The following is a 19,114-nucleotide window of genomic DNA, read 5'->3' on the forward strand; positions in this document are numbered from 1 at the left end:
ATCGCGATAGTCATTAACCGATTCTTCGTCGTAATCATCTTCTGTAGCTATCTTGATATTAGAGCCTGCGAGTATAGCTTGTGTCTCCATTTGGTAGACATTCATTTCAGGCTTTATATATTCTTTCTTTTCCATATCGTTAAAAGTGTTTATTTGATTATAACTTTCATTGTTTTGCCATTACGCTTCACGATGTTGATGCCCTTTTGAGGCTCGTTGAGACGCTTGCCTTGCAGGTCGTAGTATTCAGCCTTGTCGTCTGCAATAGTGTTGAGGCTGTCGATGGCTGTAGTACCGTCGTTGTCGAAGCCGATGCTGAACATCTTGGCACCAGCAGTAGGAGCAGAAGAGTTGTCTACCATGTAAGCACGGAACGGCTTGCTTGCCACCTTTTGTACCTTTGTCTTCTCCAACAGCTTGGCAGGGTTCATCAGCTTGTTGCCCTTCACGATGTAGCAGTTGTTGTCAGCATCCTTGTTGAACACCTTTTGGGTGTAGAGGCCCTGGAGCTGATAGTTGCTATTATCTGTCTTTGATGTCTGAACATCTTTTGCTATCGCTGTGTTTTCTACAGAGAAGCTGAGCGACTTTGCGCCCTCATTCATCTTGATGATAACAGGAGTACCAGCCTCGATGCTTGTCTCTATCTCTTCGAGTTCTACAGCTTCTTTTGCATCATCAGCCGAAAGGAGCTTGAATGCACGGAAGTTCTGGCCTTCAAGCGACACCTCGAAAGGCAAGCAGAGCGTAGCCCAAGTAGTGCCAGTCTTACCAGTATTACCAGTATTAATAGTGCGGCTATAAGATGCCGCCTTAGCAGCGAACGGCTCGTAAGCCACGAAGTCCTTGTTGTCGTCAAGAGCGAGATTGTACGCTGCAAGAGGTTCCCCCGCTGCTCCAATCTTGTCATTACCATTCTTGCCTACCAGCTTGCTGAAATAGCCAGTCTTGTAGTTGGCGAATCTGCGGTCGGTCTTATTTGCGTTATACTCAGGAAGAGCACCCTTGAGCAATTGACAATTATAGAACATATTATTACTAGAGCTTGCATTGGTCGTTACAAAATTCTCACCAACATAAATAGTTGCGAGGTTAGTGCAGTATCCGAACATAGAGTCCATGTTTTTTACAGCTTGCGTATTGAAGTTGCTGATATCAACGGTCTTTAATCCTGTACAATAATAGAACATGTTGTTCATTTTCGTCACTTTCTGTGTATCGAAGTTTGACAAGTCGAGTGAGGTTAGTTGTAAGCATTGATTGAACATGTTATCCATAAGCGTTACTTTCTGCGTGTTGAAGTTTGACAAGTCGAGAGATTCCAAACTTTTGCAAAGATTGAACATATACCTCATATCCTCCACGTTCTGCGTGTCGAAGCCTGACAAATTGATTGTTTTAAGTTCTTTGCAGCTATTGAACATGGAGCACATATCCTCTACCTTCTGTGTGTTGAACTTATTTGTGAGTTTAAGGGTGTTGAGTAATATACAATTATAGAACATGGATTCCATGTTCGTCACCATATCAGTCTCGAAGCTTGACAAGTCGAGGGTTTTGAGTTTTTGGCAATTATAAAACATATTTCTCATATTTGTCACCTTCTTCGTGTCGAATTTTGACAGGTCAAGATTTTCAAGGCATATACATTCGTTGAACATGCCCCCCATGTCTTCAACTTTCTCTGTGTTCAAAAACTCGATGCCTTCAATGTTTTTCAGTTTTTTACAAGAACTGAACCAATATGCGCAAGTGGTAGGTCGAGCTTCTGCAAAAGAAGGGGCAAATACAGCCTTAGTTATTTCTGATTTATGTAAATCACACCAGACGGGGAAATTCTTCCCCCGATTCAACTTATATTCATTTGTCCCGAGTGTTTCCTTTTCTTCATACTTGAATGTGAGCGTTTTTGTCGCATCATCAAACACCGCGTATGGTGTTTTTTCTGCCAAAGCGTTACTTGTACCTATGCCCAGTAGGAACACCATAAGGAGCATAAACTTGATAGCAAGTCCATGCATCACGTTTTTTTTAAAAGTAAAATTTTTCATTTTCAAATATTTATTATTGATAAACCTTAATTCCGCAACACTATAGTTTAACATTATTTATAAGTGCCTGAGCAACAAAAAGTTACCCAGGATTTTGCCATGTCAGAATTTTCACTTACCTTAGTGTTGCGAAAAGAAGACAAGCAAAACTCTAATATGACATGTCAAAGATACAAATTAAATCAGAGAAACTCACTCCTTTTGGGGGAATTTTTTCGATTATGGAGCAATTTGATGCTCTTTTAGCTCAAACCATAGATTCCACCTTGGGATTGAGATGCACTATGTTTGGTTATCAATATAGCGAGATTCTACGCTCTCTGATGTGCGTATATCTTTGTGGTGGCTCATGCATTGAGGATGTTACAACTCACCTGATGAAACATTTGTCTCTTCATCCAACTCTTCGCACTTGCAGCGCAGACACCATATTACGTGCTATCGAAGAACTGACATTTAAGAGCATCACCTATAAGTCTGCTTCTGGCAAATCCTATGATTTCAATACTGCAGACAAGATGAACTGCTTACTGGTCAATGCCCTGCTTGCTACTGGTCAATTGAAATCCGGTCAAGAGTATGATTTTGACTTTGACCATCAGTTCATTGAAACAGAGAAGTATGATGCAAAACCAACCTACAAGAAGTTCTTGGGCTATAGTCCAGGCGTAGCTGTCATTAACGACATGATTGTTGGTATTGAAAATAGAGACGGCAACACAAACGTACGCTTCAACCAAAAAGAAACTTTGGAAAGAATCTTCAAGCGATTGGAGGCTTCGGAAATATATATTTCTCGTGCCCGCATGGATTGCGGCTCATGTTCGGAGGAAATCGTAGATATGGTAGAGGCTCATTGCAGGCATTTTTATATTCGTGCCAACAGATGCTCTTCTTTCTACGATTCCATGTTTGCCTTAACTGGATGGAAAACTGTTGAAATCAACGGTATTGAGTTTGAGTTGAATTCTATCCTTGTTGAGAAATGGAAAGGAAAACCGTATCGTCTTGTCATACAGAGACAAAGGCGAATAGATGGAGACCTTGACATTTGGGAAGGCGAATATACCTACAGATGTATACTGGCTAACGATTACAAGTCGAGTGCAAGAGACATCGTGGAATTCTACAATCTTCGTGGTGGCAAGGAACGCATCTTCGATGACATGAACAATGGCTTTGGCTGGAATCGATTGCCAAAATCGTTCATGGCACAGAATACTGTATTCCTGCTTATGACAGCTCTCATCAGAAACTTCTACAAAGCTATTATGCAGAGATTGAAAACCCATGAATTTGGATTGCGTGCCACCAGCAGAATCAAGACCTTTGTTTTCAAGTTCATCTCTGTTCCTGCGAAATGGATTAAGACATCACGTAGGCATGTATTGAACATTTACTCAGACAACAATGCTTATGCCAACCTGTTCAAGACAGACTTTGGTTAAAGACCATGCTTTTCTGGTTAAACCAGCGTATTACCTCAAGTCGCTTTATGGGGTAAGGGGATTTTGTGTCTGCGACATTTCTGTTGTGCAAGAAATATGTACAATAAAATGAATTTTGTCGCTTTGCAAGCAAAATCCCACTAAACCCTATAGGTTGCGGATTTGAGGATAAAATCAGAAGTTATAGACGTTAGGAGCACATCAATCCATCCGCAAATTTACCAATAATGATGATATTTCCTCAATTTTAGGCAGACGCAAAATGACGCAAAAACGTAAAAAAGAGACGCAAAAGACGCAAAATCAATAAAAAAGCACTACCTTTGTAGGGTAAAATACTAAACTTAGAAATATGAATAATCGCCTACACACATATTTTGATCGCACAAGGGTGGGGCGCCGTGATTACTTCCGACAGCTCATCTTTCTAACCTTTGCGCCTATCTCCATACTGCTCTTTGGTCTTCATCTCTTTGGCTCCTACGGTTTGACAAATAAGCCTGCCTTGGCGTGCTCGGCATGCTACGTTGTGGTGTCGGCAGTGGCACTCATTGTATATATAGTAAAAGGACCAAAAAAGCTGAAGTATATAATGAGCGCTTTCCTCTTATCCCTTATAATTATACAAAATGTGCGACTGTTGCTCTTAGCTTCTATGGGGCTGCACGACCCCATGCTCACTACGGTCAACATAACTGTTTGCTACATCCTTGTGCTTATAGCCAGCATTTCTATCTTGCCCCGCATTTCGCTTGTCTGCACGTGCATAAATATAATATCAATGTTCCTCTGCCACTATATCACCGACAATTCGATGTATGGTCAGCTGCTTGTTATATTTGGTTTTACGAGTGTTGCAACCACCGTTTTTGGTTTCGTGGCTAATAAGCTGTTACACGAGCAGCAAATGGAACTCGACGATTATGCCAACACCATAGACCAAGTGTTGAATGTGTTCAACATGAGAAAGAACGAGCTGCTGGCTCTCTTAAAACTTGCAAAAGCCCAAGATACTGCCGCCGTTTATAATAAGGAACTGATGGCGCAACTCGACAAAAAGACGTTGCACAACATCATAAAAGTGGCAAACCAAATAGAACACATGCAGGCTTGCCAACGCAAAGACATGCACGAACGTTTCCCTATGCTTACGCCTACCGAGCTTGATGTGTGCCGACTTGTGGAGCAAGGGCTTGCCATTAATGATATTTCAAAAGTTTTGGGTAAGAGTGCGTCAAATGTAAGCACGGTGAGGGGCAACATCCGCAAGAAATTAGGGTTGGCGCAAGATGCTGATCTTAGACGCGCTCTGTTGGATTATAAGAATGTGTAAATTGCAGTTTGTATCACTTCTATTATTCGAAGAGCTAAAAAAGTAAAGCATATCGCAAAAAAATGAGTTAGCATACGTTTTTATCCGTGATTTTCAGTACCTTTGCACCGATATTCTGAAATTATACATATAAAAACAATAAAAGCAATGATTAATTCACAAGACATCAAGATGGGAACTTGCATCCGTATGGATGGCAAGCTGTTCTTCGTCATCGACTTCCTTCACGTAAAGCCAGGTAAGGGTAACACATTTATGCGTGTTAAGTTGAAGAACGTTGTTGATGGCCGCGTTTTGGAGCGTCGCTTCGATATCAGCGAGAAGCTCGAGGATGTACGCGTAGAGCGTCGTCCTTATCAGTACCTCTATAAGGAGGGCGATGACTATATCTTCATGAACCAGGAGACATACGACCAGATTCCAATCGCAGGCAACCTCATCACTGGTGTTGACTTTATGAAGGAGAGCGACATCATCGAAGTTGTTTCTGACGCTTCTACAGAGACTGTGCTCTTCGGTGAGATGCCGGTTAAGACCAACCTCCGCATCACACACTCAGAGCCAGGCATCAAGGGCGATACTGCTACAAACTCTCTCAAGCCTGCTACTCTCGAGACTGGCGTTGAGATTCGTGTGCCTCTCTTCGTTAACGAAGGCGACCTCGTACAGGTTGACACTCGCGACGGCAGCTACTTGCAGCGCGTTAAGGAGTAATGGCTTTCAAAAGTAAAAAGGTAAAAGAGTAAAAAGCCTGTTAAAGGTAAAGAAGTAAAAGAGTAAAAAAGTAAAAAGCATTGGGGATAACGGTTGATGTTTGTCCGATAATGGTGCTTTCTGCTTTTTTACTCTTTTTCGTTTCCAACTCTTCACTCTTCGTTTCCAACTTTTCACTCTTCACTTCTCACTTTTCCCTCTTAATTTTTCACTCTTCACTTTTCACTTTTCACTTTCCTATGAGGTATAGTTTTATAATCCCAGTATACAATCGTCCCGATGAGGTAGACGAACTTCTCGACAGCCTTACACGTCAATCAGTAAAAGATTTTGAGGTGATTGTTGTTGAGGATGGTTCGGCTGTAACTTGTAGTGATGTGTGTGCCAAGTATGCCAATCGTCTCGACCTTCACTACTTTCAGAAGCCCAACAGCGGACCAGGACAGAGCCGCAACTACGGTGTGGAGCGTGCTAAGGGCGAGTATGTGCTTATTCTCGATTCGGATGTTGTTGTGCCCGAAGGTTATCTAAAGGCAGTTAACGATGAACTTGAAGCCAATCCAGCAGATGCCTTTGGCGGTCCCGACTGCGCTCATCCGTCATTCACCGACACGCAGAAAGCCATATCCTATTCGATGACGTCGTTCTTCACAACCGGTGGCATACGTGGCGGCAAGAAGAAGCTCGACAAGTTTTATCCGCGCTCGTTCAATATGGGAGTGCGCCGTGATGTCTATGCACGTTTGGAGGGCTTCTCGAAGATGCGCTTTGGCGAGGACATCGACTTCTCCATACGTATATTCAAGGCAGGTTGTAGATGCCGTCTCTTCCCCGAAGCATGGGTATGGCATAAGCGCCGCACCGACTTCCGCAAGTTTTTCCGCCAAGTATACAATTCTGGTATAGCGCGCATCAATCTCTACAAGAAGTATCCCGAATCGCTTAAGCTTGTGCATCTATTGCCTATGGTGTTCACAGTGGGTGTGCTGTCGATGTTGCTGCTATGTATTGTGCTGTTGGCCTTGGCACCGTCGTTGGCGTGGCTGCCTGTAGTGCCGCTCGTACTATACTGTGTACTGATATTCTTCGATTCGTCACGCGAGAACCACAGTGTCAAGATAGGTGTCTTGAGCATAGCGTCGGCATATATCCAGCTTATGGGCTATGGTTTCGGCTTTATCGAGTCGTGGTGGAAACGCTGCGTGTGTGGCAAGTCGGAGTTCTCTGCCTTTGAAAAGACATTCTACAAGTAGTTGAGAGTTGAGAGGTGAGAATTGAAAGTTGAGAATTGAGAGGTGAGAGTTGAGAATTGAGAGTTATGATTACTCTTAATGCTAAAACGATTGTATATATTGATTAATGAAATCTGTTGAAAATCTATTGTATATGAGATGCGATCAAAACAAAACTAATCATAACTCTCAACCCTCAACCCTCAATTCTCAACTCTGAACTCTCAACTCGCAACCCTCAACCCTGAACTCTCAACCCTCAACCCTCAATTCTCAACTTGCAACCCTCAACTCTCCATAAATCTATTGATATGTTACCTCAGAAAGAATCTATAATAAAACAAAAGTCAGAAGCTTTTTCAATAAGGGTGATAAAGATGTACAAATATCTTTCTTCACATATGAACGAACGTGTTTTGTCAAAGCAGGTACTTCGGAGTGGAACAAGCGTCGGAGCCAATGTGAATGAAAGCAGGAATGCTCAAAGTACATCCGACTTTATAAGTAAGCTAAGTATTGCTTTAAAGGAAGCTGACGAAACGACTTATTGGCTGAAATGTCTTTATGGAGGGGAATATATAACAGAGGCTCAGTATTTATCAATGAATAATGATATTCAAGAGATAGTAAGAATTCTCGTAAAGATAATAAAAACAACAAAAGAAAGAAATTGTATATGAGACGCGGTCAACCCAGAACTCTCAACCTTCAACCTTCAACCCTCAACCCTGAACTCTCAACTCTCCATACCCTCAACCCTCAATTCTCAATTCTCAACCTTCAACTCTGAACTCTCCATACTCTCAACTATGAACTCTAAACCCTCAACTCTCAATTCTCAACTCTCCATAACCAACTGGGCAGAGGAAGACCGTCCGCGCGAGAAGCTTATGGCGCATGGCGCAGCAGCCTTGAGCGATTCGGAACTGCTCGGCATACTCATAGGTTCGGGCTCGACAAAAGAGAGTGCTGTCGCCCTTATGCAACGCATACTTAAAGACTGCGACAACAACTTGAATACGCTTGGCAAGATGTCACTTTACGAGCTTATGCAATACAAAGGCATTGGCGAGGCAAAGGCAATAACAATAATCGCCGCTTGCGAGTTGGGCAAGCGGCGACAAGCTACTAATGTTGCCGAGCGACCCGACATGGGGTCAGCTCAGGCTGTATACAATTATATGCATCCCAAGATGCAGGACCTTGATACCGAGGAGGCGTGGGTATTGCTTATGAACCAGCGCTTCCGTCTAATCAAGGCAGTGCGCCTGTCGCATGGCGGATTGTCGGAAACAGCCGTTGATGTGCGCATCATACTGCGCGAAGCATTGCTCAACAATGCCACCGTATTGACACTTGTACACAATCATCCGTCGGGCAATGCGCGTCCAAGTGGCGACGACGACCGTCTGACACTTAAGCTAAAGCAAGCCTCGGAGGTTATGCGCATATATATGGTAGACCATGTTATTGTGACCGATGGCAAGTATTACAGCTATGCCGAAGAGGGAAAAATATGAACACCTAAATGTTCGTTCTTAACCCTTGGCATAGCTTTTCTTCCATGCAAAGAACCAAACGGCAGCCACAATTCCGACTATTGCGCCTATTGGATAGCCCACAGCGTTAGGCAGACCGAATGCCGAACTGCTGACCATAAGGAATGTGGTGCACACGTCAGTCATAAACAGTGCCGGTATGAGGGTTATAATGTAAGGCTTCTTCTCGCGGACAAGGTACACAGTGATAGTCCACAGCGTGAATACCGACAATGTTTGGTTAGCCCATCCAAAGTATTTCCATATTGTGTTGAATCCGTCCGGATTTTCCATCTGCCACAACAGCATAGCCAGCGAAGCGGCAAACAGAGGCACACATATATATATACGGTGCATCTTTTGGCGCTGACCAAGTTTTATTGCTTGTGCGATAATCAATCTTGCCGAACGGAAAGCGGTGTCGCCACTTGTTATAGGGGCAGCAACCACACCAAGCATGGCAAGCACACCACCCACCATGCCGAGCCAATCGTTGCACACAAGGCTAACCACCATAGGTGCAGATGTATGATATCCGGTAGCCGTTGCGCCAGCAATCTGCTCGTAGCCAGGCTGTGGAGCATCGTAGAAGAACCACATAGACACCGTAGCCCATACCAAAGCAACAAAACCCTCGGTTATCATTGCGCCATAGAATATGGGGCGACCCTTGCGCTCGGATTTCAGACAACGTGCCATAAGCGGACTTTGTGTGGCATGAAAACCGCTGATGGCACCACAGGCTATGGTGATAAATAGACAAGGGAAAATGTCCTCGGTAAAGCTTGCGGCATCGGTTTGCTTGCCCATATTGCCCAGTCCATCCCACAATTCGGGTAAGGTAGGCATCTTGATAAGCAATACCGCAATAAGAGCCACAGCCATAAAGAGCAACGAGAAAGAAAAGACTGGATACACCTTGCCTATGATTTTGTCGATAGGCAACATAGTGGCAATGATGTAATAGATAAAGATTATGGCTACCCACATCAGTTTGCTGCCGCCTATATGTCCCAAAATCTCAGCCGGACTATATACAAACACTGTGCCTACCATTACCAGCAAGAACACAGCAAACACCAGCAATATCTTGGATGCAGCACCGCCAAGATATTTCTGTACAAGAGATGGAAGGTCGGCTCCGCCATTGCGCATCGACAGCATACCCGAAAGATAGTCGTGTGTGGCACCTGCAAAGATGCAACCAAACACAATCCAAAGATAAGCCGACGGACCGAACTTGGCTCCCATAATGGCTCCGAAGATAGGTCCAGTGCCTGCAATGTTTAGGAATTGTATCATAAACACCTTCCAATAAGGCATCGCCACATAGTCGATGCCATCGGCTTGAGCTATTGCTGGGGTGGAACGGTTGTCGGGAGCAAACACGTGCTCCACAAATCTACCGTATACTGTGTAGCCCAATATAAGGGCTGCGAACGAGATTAGAAATGTTATCATTACTCATTGTTTTTAGTTATCGAGTTGCAAAATTATAACTTTTTATTGAGAATAGATAACGTTTTGTCAGTTTTATATTGATGGTATAAACTATTATACTCTATCCTTATTACCAGTGTTTGTCCTTGCCAAGAATCTTGGCAACCCTATTAGCCACCGAGCGAGCTATATGTCCAAAGTTGCCGTATTTCAGGTTTAGCCACAATTCCTCCATAGAGCGTCCCGCCTTGATCCAAGGATGTCCGTAGGCATATGTGCGGTACACCTTTTCCTTAAAGTCAACATCCTCAATAATATATCGAGGGTGTCGCAAAGGAGCATCAAACTCAAACCTCTTCATTGTGAACAGACGGCGCATTCGGCGTGGCATTGTTTGTAACGAGCCAGTATAGTGTGTCGAGCCGTCTGTAGCGCCGAGATTGTTTATAAGGTTGCGTGTAGGCATAATGGCAAGAGCCGAGTTGAGAAGCATCGACGCCCAGAAAATGGTTTCGTAGTATTCCTTGCCCGAAGCGCGATGGTCGTAGCACGCACGCAGAGTGTCGCGGCATAGTTGGCGCTGTCGCATAATGCCCTCAACTTGCCTCATTGCATTAGGGTCGTCAAGGAAAGCGTACGAGGCATCCCATTTGTCTATAACTCGACGCCATGATGCCCAGCCCCATATAGAGAAAACCGATGTAAAGAGATAGTCGGAAGGATATCCATCGAGCTTTTCTTCGGGGTTGAATCCGGCAATCATACCTATGCGCTCGTCATGCTCGTAGCGGTCGAGCATCTCCTTGCAGAAGGTGAAGAACGACTGCGACGGCACGTCGTCATCTTCCAACACGATACACTTGTCGACAATAGAGAATGCCCACTTCTGCGATATGTATTCGGAAGGGTCGCATCCATAGTTGCGCTCCTGAAACTTACGGTGAACCTCGCAATCCCAGTCAATGTTGCTTACTATGCTTCGGCAAGCCTCAATGCCAGCCATATCGCGTTCGCCTCTTGGTCCGTCCTGATACAGGAAGAGCTTGGAAGGTTGTGCCTTGCGCACCTCGTCGAACACCTTTTGCAGATGGTCGGGACGATTGAAGAACAGAATTAGAACGGCGACATCCGTCTTGTATGGTTTTAGAGGCATAATCATTTGTATTTAGTTAGTATCTTATATAGAGATTATGCAAAGTTAGTGCAAATAGTGGACAATACAAAACAAGCTAGCTTGTTTTTATTGTTGTGGAATGAATACTATCGATAATAATTTGTAACTTTGCACATTATGAAACAGAACAAGGCAGTTTCCGTAGTGATGTGCACCTATAATGGTGCGTCGCGTCATCTTCGCGAACAACTCGACTCCATATTCTCGCAGACCGTTCTGCCTGGCGAAATAGTAGTGCAGGACGATGGTTCTACCGACGATACAATGGCGGTGCTCGATGAGTATGCCCGCAAGGCACCCGATGGTGTGTCTGTGCGCATTTATCAGAATGCCACACAGCAAGGCATCAACCGCAACTTCTTCTCGGCCATGCACCGTTCTACCGGCGAGCTGATAGCTGTTTGCGACCAAGACGACATTTGGTTGCCAACAAAGCTTGATGAGCAGGCAGCAGCAATGAAAGACGGATTGATGATGTGCGTGTGCCGTTCGGAACCATTCTCGGATACCGGAGCGCCAGTGCGTTATGATAGCCGCTGTCCCAACTGCAACCTTATACGTCTATTTTACGCGTCGATGATGGGACATTGCCAAATGTTGCGCCGCTCGCTTCTCGACTATATACCTACCGAGGATGAACAGCCAGAGATATATCGCCGCACATGCTATGACGTGATGACGGCAACAGCAGCAGCGGCACTCGACAGCATAAGTCTTATAGACCGCGTGCTTGTGCGCCAACGCCGATATGCCGAGGCTGCCACATACGTAAAGTATGATACCCATCGTGTGCGCACTTCGGGCAATGCAGCCTTTATGGCATGGTTTGGATTGACACATTGGTTTAGTGTAAAGCCGTGGATGAACGCACACTTTGCTGCACGCCGAGAGTTTATAGAGTGGGTGTGGCGTAAGTCTATGGCAAAGGATGCGGCTATGAAGACAGCCAATGTCAATACTAAAGAAGCCAATACTAATGTGCCGACAGCCGACAACCGGATATTTGCCGACGGCATACGCTTGCTTAATGCCGAGTGTGGCCGTGGCATCTCGTCGCTCTTCTCGCTGTGGCGCTACTATGTGCGCTATCGTCATGTGTTGTTCTACACCTACGAGAAGGATCCCGTGGCAATGGTACGCGCATTGCTGCATCCCTTTATGCAAGTATACAACTACAGTTATCTTGTCAATAAAAAATGAAAGTCTACTTCTATCATACGCAGAACATACAGTATTGTCTGAGCAAGATGCAACAGGGCGAGTTCCCATCTCACTTCCTTTACGGAGCCTGCCATCTTGCCAGCTCAGGCATCGACGTAGTGTATCATCGTTCGCCGTCCAAGGAGAAGTCGCGTCTTAGGACCGCTATCTATACTGCTTGGCAGGTGCTGACGTGCCATGAGCACATCGACGCCGTATATGCCACGCACTATAAAGGAGTGGAGTTGCTCGTCCTTTTGCGCGCACTTGGCATCTTTCGAAAGCCCATAGTGGTGTGGCATCATCAACCTATAGTTACTCCAAAGAGCAAACTGAGAGAGTGGGGTGGCCGACTGTTCTATCGTGGTATGGATCGCCTGATATTCTTCTCGCAGAAGCTTGTTGACGATTCGCTGCACTCGCCCAAGGCCAGTCCTAAACGGATGGTTGTAGGACATTGGGGAGCCGACCTTGACTTTTACGACCGTATAAAGAATAAGGAGAAAGAAGCTGACAATGAGAATGGCGACAAAGCCTCTACACGTGAATCGGCAACCGCTTCCCATCCATTCGTCTTTATAGCTACAGGCAAGGAGCAACGCGACCAGCGTACCCTAATAGAGGCGTTCAACCGCACTGGTCTGCCATTGAAACTGTATATCGGCATCAATCCCGACCCAAGTGTGCCCAATCCAAATCTTGAAGCCGTGCGCAGCTACAAGCCTGCTGCCAATATAGCCGTTCGCGAGATATGCGGAATCTTGCCTTACGAGATAGCCCTTGATGTGGCTAAGGCCCAGTGTGTGGCGATATGCTGTAAGCATACACGCTATACAGCCGGACTAACCACCGTGGTTGAGGCTCTTGGCTTAGGTTTGCCAATGGTGTGCAGCCGAAACCCTCAGATACCAATAGATATCGACAGCGAAGGTTGCGGCATATCTGTAGAATATGGCGACGTAGAGGGTTGGCAGCGTGCCATAAGCTATCTTGCCTCGCATCCCGATGAGGCTCGCCGTATGGGCGAGAAGGGCAGGCAGATAGCCGAAGAGAGATTCAACGACCGACAGTGTGCACGCGAGGTGGCAGCCGTATTGAAGGAGGCAGTGGCTCAGAGCAAGCAATTATACATCCCCATAAAACTTGTCAATCTTGTCTTGGCTATTATTGCGGCAGTGCTTCTGGTGCTCTGCATTAACACATTAAGAGGCATCAATTGACAACAACCCCATGTAATATGAATATAACAATACGCATAACACGCTCCACAATCACCTTTACGGCACCCAATACCGTGATTGAGGGACAGACTGACTTCGAGCAATACAATATGAAGACGGGCATTGCCGTGGCTGCCAACCTGCGCCAGGCGCTTGCCGAATGCCATATACTGAAGGCGCAATCGGCACCGGGCAGATTGCAAGAGCAAGCTGTACCATCGCAGTATCATCCAGTGTTCGACACAGCCACCGTGTTTGTCGACACTCCCTTGCTGCTTATTCCTGCCGAGGAGTTTGATGCTGAAACAATGCCACAGCTCTATCATTATGCCAACACCAAGCATCAGCAAGACGATGTAGAGGGTACGCCTATCAACCAAATCAATGTGGTAGCGGCATATGCTGTGGGCAAGGACCTTCGGTTTGTGCTTACCGAGATGTTCCGTAACGTAAAGTTCATGCCGCTATTGGCACCTATTCTGGTGGAGTTTTGCCGTCGCTCGTACGGAGGATTTCAGGAGAAGCTGTTTTGCTACTTCCACGACAAGCGTGTCGACATGTTTGCTTTTCGCAAGGGACGTGTACGCTTTTGCAGTTCGTTTGAGGTGTCGCTAACGCCCGATGCAGCCTACTTCATCCTAAATGTATGGCAGACGCTCGGCATGAAGCCGTCGGATGTGCTGTGCTTGGCAGGTTCAATCACGGGTCAGGAGGCGTTGCTAAAGGAGCTGCGCCAGTTTATTAGGAATATACGAAACGTAAAAATTTAAATCAGGTATGAGAGTAATAACAGGTATATACAAGGGACGCCACTTCGACATTCCACGTTCGTTCAAGGCTCGTCCTACAACCGACTTTGCCAAAGAGAATATATTCAACGTAATAAATGGCTATATAGATATGGAGGGAGCACGTGCTCTCGACCTATTTGCAGGAACAGGCAGCATATCGCTCGAATTGTTGTCGCGCGGTTGCAAGCCTGTAGTAAGCGTAGAGATGGACCGTGATCACGCAGCCTTTATACGCGAGTGTATGACCAAGATAGGTGTAGAGGACAACATCCTGATACGTGGCGATGTGTTCCGATTCATAAAGTCGTGCAAGCAACAGTTCGACCTTATCTTTGCCGATCCACCTTATGCTCTGCCCAGTCTGCCCACTATCCCTGAGCTTATACTGGCAAAGGACATGCTGGCACCTGGTGGATTGCTCGTCTTCGAGCATGGCAAGCACAACGACTTCTCGGCAGTGCCGGGCTTTGTAGAGCACCGCTCGTATGGCAGCGTAAACTTCTCGTTGTTCCGCAAAGAATAGAGTTGCTTTTTAAGGGAAGCGTATATATGAATTTATGAATACGTATTCGATGGGCTATGAATATATTATCATAAGTTGATTAATATATTATCATAAGTTGATGAATACGTTATCGTTTTTGATCAATAAAAAAACGTCAATTATACGACTGGTGAACAATCGTATAATTGACGTTATATTTTTTATAGAGTTATAATCAGCAAGTCATTACTCGTTGTCTGGAGCCTTGTCGATGAGGTCCATAAACTGGTCGAGCTTAGGAGTGATGATGATCTGAGTGCGGCGGTTACGTTGCTTGCCCACCTCGGTAGAGTTGGTTGTAACAGGGTTGTACTCGCCACGTCCACCAGCTGTAAGACGCTTAGGGTCTACACCATACTGGTTCTGCAAAGCCTGAACAACACTTGAAGCACGCAAGCAAGAGAGGTCCCAGTTGTTGCGGATGTTCTTCATTGTAGCAGCGCTTGCGTTAACAGGCACGTTGTCGGTATTACCCTCAATCAGCACCTCATAGTCCTTATAGTCCATGATTATCTTTGCAATCTTGCTAAGAGTCTCGGCGGCACGGTCGTTAATTTCGTACGAACCACTCTTGTAGAGCATGTTGTCGGCAAGCGAGATGTAAACAACACCCTTCAGAACCTGAACGTCAACCTCCTTCATCTCCTCCTTGCTAAGCGAGCGTGTAAGGTTGTTGGTGAGCACCATGTTGAGCGAGTCGCTCTTCGACTTAACCTCAACCAAGTGGCGTATGTACTGGTTTGACTCGTTAATCTGGTCAACGAGCTTAGAGATATTAACGTTGTTTGCGCTTGCGTTGTTGAGGCTCTTGTCAAGTGAACCCTGCAGCGATGCATAATCCTTCTTAGCCTGTGCGAGCTGGTCTTCGAGCGAAGCCACACGAGCCTTAGATGCAGCGAGCTGCTCCTTAGTGTCCTGATAGTTTCCGCTGAGCTCTCTATTCTCAAGGCGGCAGTTCTCCAAATCCTTCTTGCTTGCACAGCTTGTGATAGTAAGCAAGCCAGCAAACATAGCGATTGCTAATACATTACCTTTCTTCATATCTTTCTTCTTTTTTTTGTTGTTATTCTACTTTTAATTTGTCAGTATAATCACTATTTGGGTGCAAAGTTAGCACATTAAGTTTATACCATTCATAATTATAACGTTTATAAAGCTAAAATGTTGAATGGCTTTAATTTATTTTAACTTGATGTTGTCTGTTTCGTATAAAATATCTACATTTGCATTTGTAGTAAACCATAAACAGCCAGCTAAATAAAAACCAATCTATGAAACAAGTAAAAATAATATTTGCAAGCCTTATTCTTGTTCTGTTTGCCACAACCGCCTTTGCCCATACCGCAGACAACACTCGCTATGTAGACCCCTTTATAGGTACAACCAATTATAGCGTGTGCAACCCGGGTGCTGTGCGTCCGCATGCATTGATGTCTGTAGTGCCTTTTAACGTTATGGGGTCCGACCTTAACGTTAAGGATAAGGACCGTGGGTGGTGGTCGGCGCCATACGAGTATAACAACAAGTATTTTACGGGCTTTGCACATGTAACACTAAGTGGTGTGGGATGCCCAGAGATGGGCACGTTGCTAACAATGCCAACAACCGGCAAGCTTGATGTAGACTACCGCTCGTATGGTTCGGAGTATACCGATGAGGTGGCACGACCAGGCTATTACAGCAATTACTTGAAGAAGTATGGCGTGCATTGCGAGGTGACGTCTACAATGCGAACCTCTATCGAACGCTATACCTTTCCGTCAGGACAGGGCAACCTACTGTTTAACCTTGGCAACGGACTGACTAACGAGGTGGGAGCAACATTGCGTCGCGTTAGTTCAATCGAGTTTGAGGGTATGCGTCTGCTTGGCACTTTCTGTTACAATCCGCAGGCTGTATTTCCTATGTATTTTGTTGTGCGTGTGAGCAAAACTCCACAAAAGAGTGGCTATTGGAAAAAGCAACCCGAGCTTAAGGGTGCTGCAAAAGATTGGGATGTGTATAGCGGAAAGTACAAGATATACGACAACTATGGTCGCGATATGGCAGGCAATGACATTGGATATTTTATGTCGTTCGACCTTAAGGAAGGCGAGCAGGTAGAGGTGCAGGTTGGCGTTTCGTTTGTAAGTATAGCCAATGCCAGAGAGAATCTTGATGCCGAACAGCCAACTCGTGACTTTGCCCGTGTAGAACGCGAGTCGCATGATGTATGGGCAAAAACACTTGGCAAGATAACTGTTGAGGGCGGCACCGACGAACAGCGCCGCGTGTTTTACACAGCTCTTTATCATACACAGATTCATCCCAATATCCTACAGGATGTAAACGGCGAGTATCCATGTATGGAGGGCGACGAGATACTTAAGACTTCAACCAACCGTTATACAGTATTCTCATTGTGGGACACATATCGCAATCTTACTCAGCTGCAAACCTTGCTCTTCCCCGACAAGCAAGAGCAGATGATAGGCTCTATGATAGATATGTATAAGGAATGGGGATGGATGCCCAAGTGGGAATTGTATGGTCGTGAGACGTGGACAATGGAGGGCGACCCTTCTATTCCCATCATAACCGATGCTTGGCTTAAGGGCATACGCGGCTATGACATAAACACGGCATACAAGGCTTTCCGTGCCTCGGCAACATTGCCTGGCAATCAGAACAAGATGCGACCTGACATTGACTACTATTACACACATGGCTATATACCAATGGGTGAGTATGCAGCCGATTTGTCGGGCGACAACTCTGTGTCGCACGCTTTGGAGTATTATGTTGCCGATAACGCTCTATCCTTGCTTGCGCAGTCGCTGGGCAAGACAGCCGACGCTAAGTTGTTCCGTAAGCGCTCGCTTGGCTATATACATTATTATAATAAGGAGAGTGGAACATTGCGCCCAATACAGAAGGACGGCAATTTCCTAACCCCGTTTAATCCGGAGGATGGAGCTGACTTCTCAAATGCACCAGGCTTCCATGAGGGATCGGCTTGGAACTATACCTTCTATGTGCCGCACGATATAGCGGGACTTGCCAAGCTGATGGGCGGACCAAAACGGTTTGTCGATAAGCTGCAGATGGTGTTCGACAAGAATCTATACGACCCTGCCAACGAACCCGATATAGCCTATCCGTACCTATTCTCTTACTTTAAGGGAGAAGAGTGGCGCACGCAGAAGACCGTAAAGCAGTTGCTTGAGAAATACTACAAGGCACAGCCCGACGGTATTCCAGGCAACGACGACTGTGGAACGATGTCGGCTTGGGCTATATTCTCTATGATGGGCTTGTATCCCGACTGTCCGGGTTCGCCTTACTACACGCTCACAACGCCAGTGTTCTCAAAGGTAACGCTGCATCTCGACCCTAAGTATTATCCTAATGGCGACATAACCATAACTACCGACCGCACTTCGCCGTCGCAACTCTATATAGGTTCTATTACCCTTGGTGGCAAGCGGCTTAATGGCTATCGTGTGTCGCATAAGCAGTTGGTTGAAGGAAAGCTACTACATATAAAATTGAGGAAATAAAGTGGCAATAAGTATGTGAATAACCCATTTTGACTATAAAATCTTACGATTAGAACAATATGGCGGTAAATAGGTATAAAAAACATTAAATTTGTTTTGCCGTTAAAGATATTTAGCATATCTTTGCATCTGTCAATACGAAATGCAGAAAAAGTGAACTATTGACAATGTTTTAACCTATTGTGTAACATTAAAACTTAAATGGTATGAAGAAATTAATTCTTACAGCAGTAGTAATGCTCGCTTCTGTAGCATCTTATGCACAGCACGCAGTTGGCTCTTTTACATTGCAGCCTAAGATTGGTATGAACATCGCCGACCTCACAGATGAGGATAAGTCGGATGCTCGCATTGGTTTGGCAGCAGGTGCTGAGTTTGAGTATCAGGTAACTGATATCGTTAGCGTAAGCTTCGGCGCTCTCTATTCAATGCAGGGATGCAAGGTTGAAGACGCTACTGTAAAGCTCGACTATATCAATGTACCTCTCCTTGCCAACGTATACGTAGCCAAGGGCTTTGCTGTAAAGCTCGGTTTGCAGCCAGGTTTCAAGGTTAACTATAAGTATAGCGCAGATGGTGTCTCTGTAGATGGTGACAAGCTTCTTAAGGCTAATGGTGTAGACCTCTCTATTCCTGTTGGCGTATCGTACGAGTATCAGAACTTTGTTCTCGACGGACGTTACAACTTTGGTGTAACCAAGGTGTTTGACGTTGATGGTGCAAAGGATAAGCACAGCGTATTCCAGATTACACTCGGATATAAGTTTGATCTCTAATATATCCCGTTTTTTCAATATAAGCCAGGACGTGAGCAATGCTTCGTCCTGGCTTTTTTAGTTACTAAAACATTTACGACCATTATTCCTATGGTTGCGTAATAGTCTTTATTG

16 protein-coding genes are annotated in these 19,114 nt (G+C 45.3%); 12 read left to right on the plus strand and 4 right to left on the minus strand.

Annotated elements, in window-relative coordinates; translation table 11 throughout:
• Positions 1–149 precede the first annotated feature (149 nt).
• A complete protein-coding gene (locus C9991_RS04430) occupies positions 150–2,051 on the minus strand; it encodes a BspA family leucine-rich repeat surface protein (protein ID WP_157949361.1) in 1,902 nt (633 codons plus the stop codon).
• A gap of 161 nt (positions 2,052–2,212) precedes the next feature.
• On the opposite strand from C9991_RS04430, the gene C9991_RS04435 reads away from it, so the two are divergent.
• The 6 genes from C9991_RS04435 to radC all read left to right on the plus strand — a co-directional run bounded on the left by C9991_RS04435 (position 2,213) and on the right by radC (position 8,298).
• Complete coding sequence (locus tag C9991_RS04435; protein ID WP_106811373.1) at positions 2,213–3,499, plus strand: IS1380 family transposase; 1,287 nt, start codon at positions 2,213–2,215, stop codon at positions 3,497–3,499.
• A gap of 352 nt (positions 3,500–3,851) precedes the next feature.
• On the plus strand, positions 3,852–4,832 hold the full coding sequence (locus tag C9991_RS04440; RefSeq protein ID WP_106811374.1) for a helix-turn-helix domain-containing protein: 981 nt from the start codon (positions 3,852–3,854) through the stop codon (positions 4,830–4,832).
• A 147-nt stretch (positions 4,833–4,979) separates the two neighbouring features.
• Positions 4,980–5,546: an elongation factor P gene (gene efp, locus C9991_RS04445; RefSeq protein ID WP_106811375.1), complete on the plus strand. Its 567-nt coding sequence runs from the start codon at positions 4,980–4,982 to the stop codon at positions 5,544–5,546.
• A gap of 239 nt (positions 5,547–5,785) precedes the next feature.
• Positions 5,786–6,799, plus strand: a complete 1,014-nt coding sequence (locus tag C9991_RS04450; protein WP_106811376.1) for a glycosyltransferase family 2 protein — start codon at positions 5,786–5,788, stop codon at positions 6,797–6,799.
• A gap of 290 nt (positions 6,800–7,089) precedes the next feature.
• A complete protein-coding gene (locus C9991_RS04455) occupies positions 7,090–7,458 on the plus strand; it encodes a four helix bundle protein (protein ID WP_106811377.1) in 369 nt (122 codons plus the stop codon).
• Positions 7,459–7,587: 129 nt separating this feature from the next.
• On the plus strand, positions 7,588–8,298 hold the full coding sequence (radC, locus tag C9991_RS04460; protein ID WP_106811378.1) for a RadC family protein: 711 nt from the start codon (positions 7,588–7,590) through the stop codon (positions 8,296–8,298).
• A gap of 18 nt (positions 8,299–8,316) precedes the next feature.
• Here radC and C9991_RS04465 read toward each other — a convergent pair whose 3' ends face one another.
• Both C9991_RS04465 and C9991_RS04470 read right to left on the minus strand, forming a co-directional pair.
• On the minus strand, positions 8,317–9,777 hold the full coding sequence (locus tag C9991_RS04465; protein ID WP_106811379.1) for a carbon starvation CstA family protein: 1,461 nt from the start codon (positions 9,775–9,777) through the stop codon (positions 8,317–8,319).
• Positions 9,778–9,886: 109 nt separating this feature from the next.
• A complete protein-coding gene (locus C9991_RS04470; protein ID WP_106811747.1) occupies positions 9,887–10,909 on the minus strand; it encodes a hemolysin activation protein in 1,023 nt (340 codons plus the stop codon).
• 138 nt (positions 10,910–11,047) lie between these two features.
• Between C9991_RS04470 and C9991_RS04475 the strand changes: the two genes are divergently transcribed.
• The 4 genes from C9991_RS04475 to rsmD are packed head-to-tail and all read left to right on the plus strand — an operon-like array spanning position 11,048 to position 14,664.
• Positions 11,048–12,130 (plus strand): glycosyltransferase, encoded by a 1,083-nt coding sequence (locus tag C9991_RS04475; RefSeq protein WP_106811380.1) that lies wholly within the window; start codon positions 11,048–11,050, stop codon positions 12,128–12,130.
• On the plus strand, positions 12,127–13,350 hold the full coding sequence (locus C9991_RS04480) for a glycosyltransferase family protein (protein WP_106811381.1): 1,224 nt from the start codon (positions 12,127–12,129) through the stop codon (positions 13,348–13,350). The genes C9991_RS04475 and C9991_RS04480 overlap by 4 nt, the downstream gene beginning before the upstream one ends.
• Positions 13,351–13,367: 17 nt before the next feature.
• Positions 13,368–14,120 carry a DUF3822 family protein gene (locus tag C9991_RS04485; RefSeq protein WP_106811382.1) on the plus strand — a complete coding sequence of 251 codons (753 nt, stop codon included), beginning with the start codon at positions 13,368–13,370 and terminating at the stop codon, positions 14,118–14,120.
• Positions 14,121–14,127: 7 nt separating this feature from the next.
• Entirely contained in the window at positions 14,128–14,664 is a 537-nt protein-coding gene (rsmD, locus tag C9991_RS04490; protein WP_106811383.1) for a 16S rRNA (guanine(966)-N(2))-methyltransferase RsmD, read from the plus strand.
• Between the two features lie 207 nt (positions 14,665–14,871).
• Here rsmD and C9991_RS04495 read toward each other — a convergent pair whose 3' ends face one another.
• Entirely contained in the window at positions 14,872–15,726 is an 855-nt protein-coding gene (locus C9991_RS04495; protein ID WP_106811384.1) for an OmpA family protein, read from the minus strand.
• A 230-nt stretch (positions 15,727–15,956) separates the two neighbouring features.
• Here C9991_RS04495 and C9991_RS04500 point away from each other — a divergent pair, with 230 nt between their 5' ends.
• A complete protein-coding gene (locus C9991_RS04500; RefSeq protein WP_106811385.1) occupies positions 15,957–18,224 on the plus strand; it encodes a GH92 family glycosyl hydrolase in 2,268 nt (755 codons plus the stop codon).
• 206 nt (positions 18,225–18,430) lie between these two features.
• The gene (locus C9991_RS04505; protein ID WP_106811386.1) at positions 18,431–19,000 is read left to right on the plus strand and encodes a porin family protein; all 570 of its coding nucleotides are present in this window, start codon (positions 18,431–18,433) and stop codon (positions 18,998–19,000) included.
• Positions 19,001–19,114: the final 114 nt, after the last annotated feature.

It is taken from the genome of Prevotella merdae, from assembly GCF_900290275.1.
GTDB lineage: Bacteria > Bacteroidota > Bacteroidia > Bacteroidales > Bacteroidaceae > Prevotella > Prevotella merdae.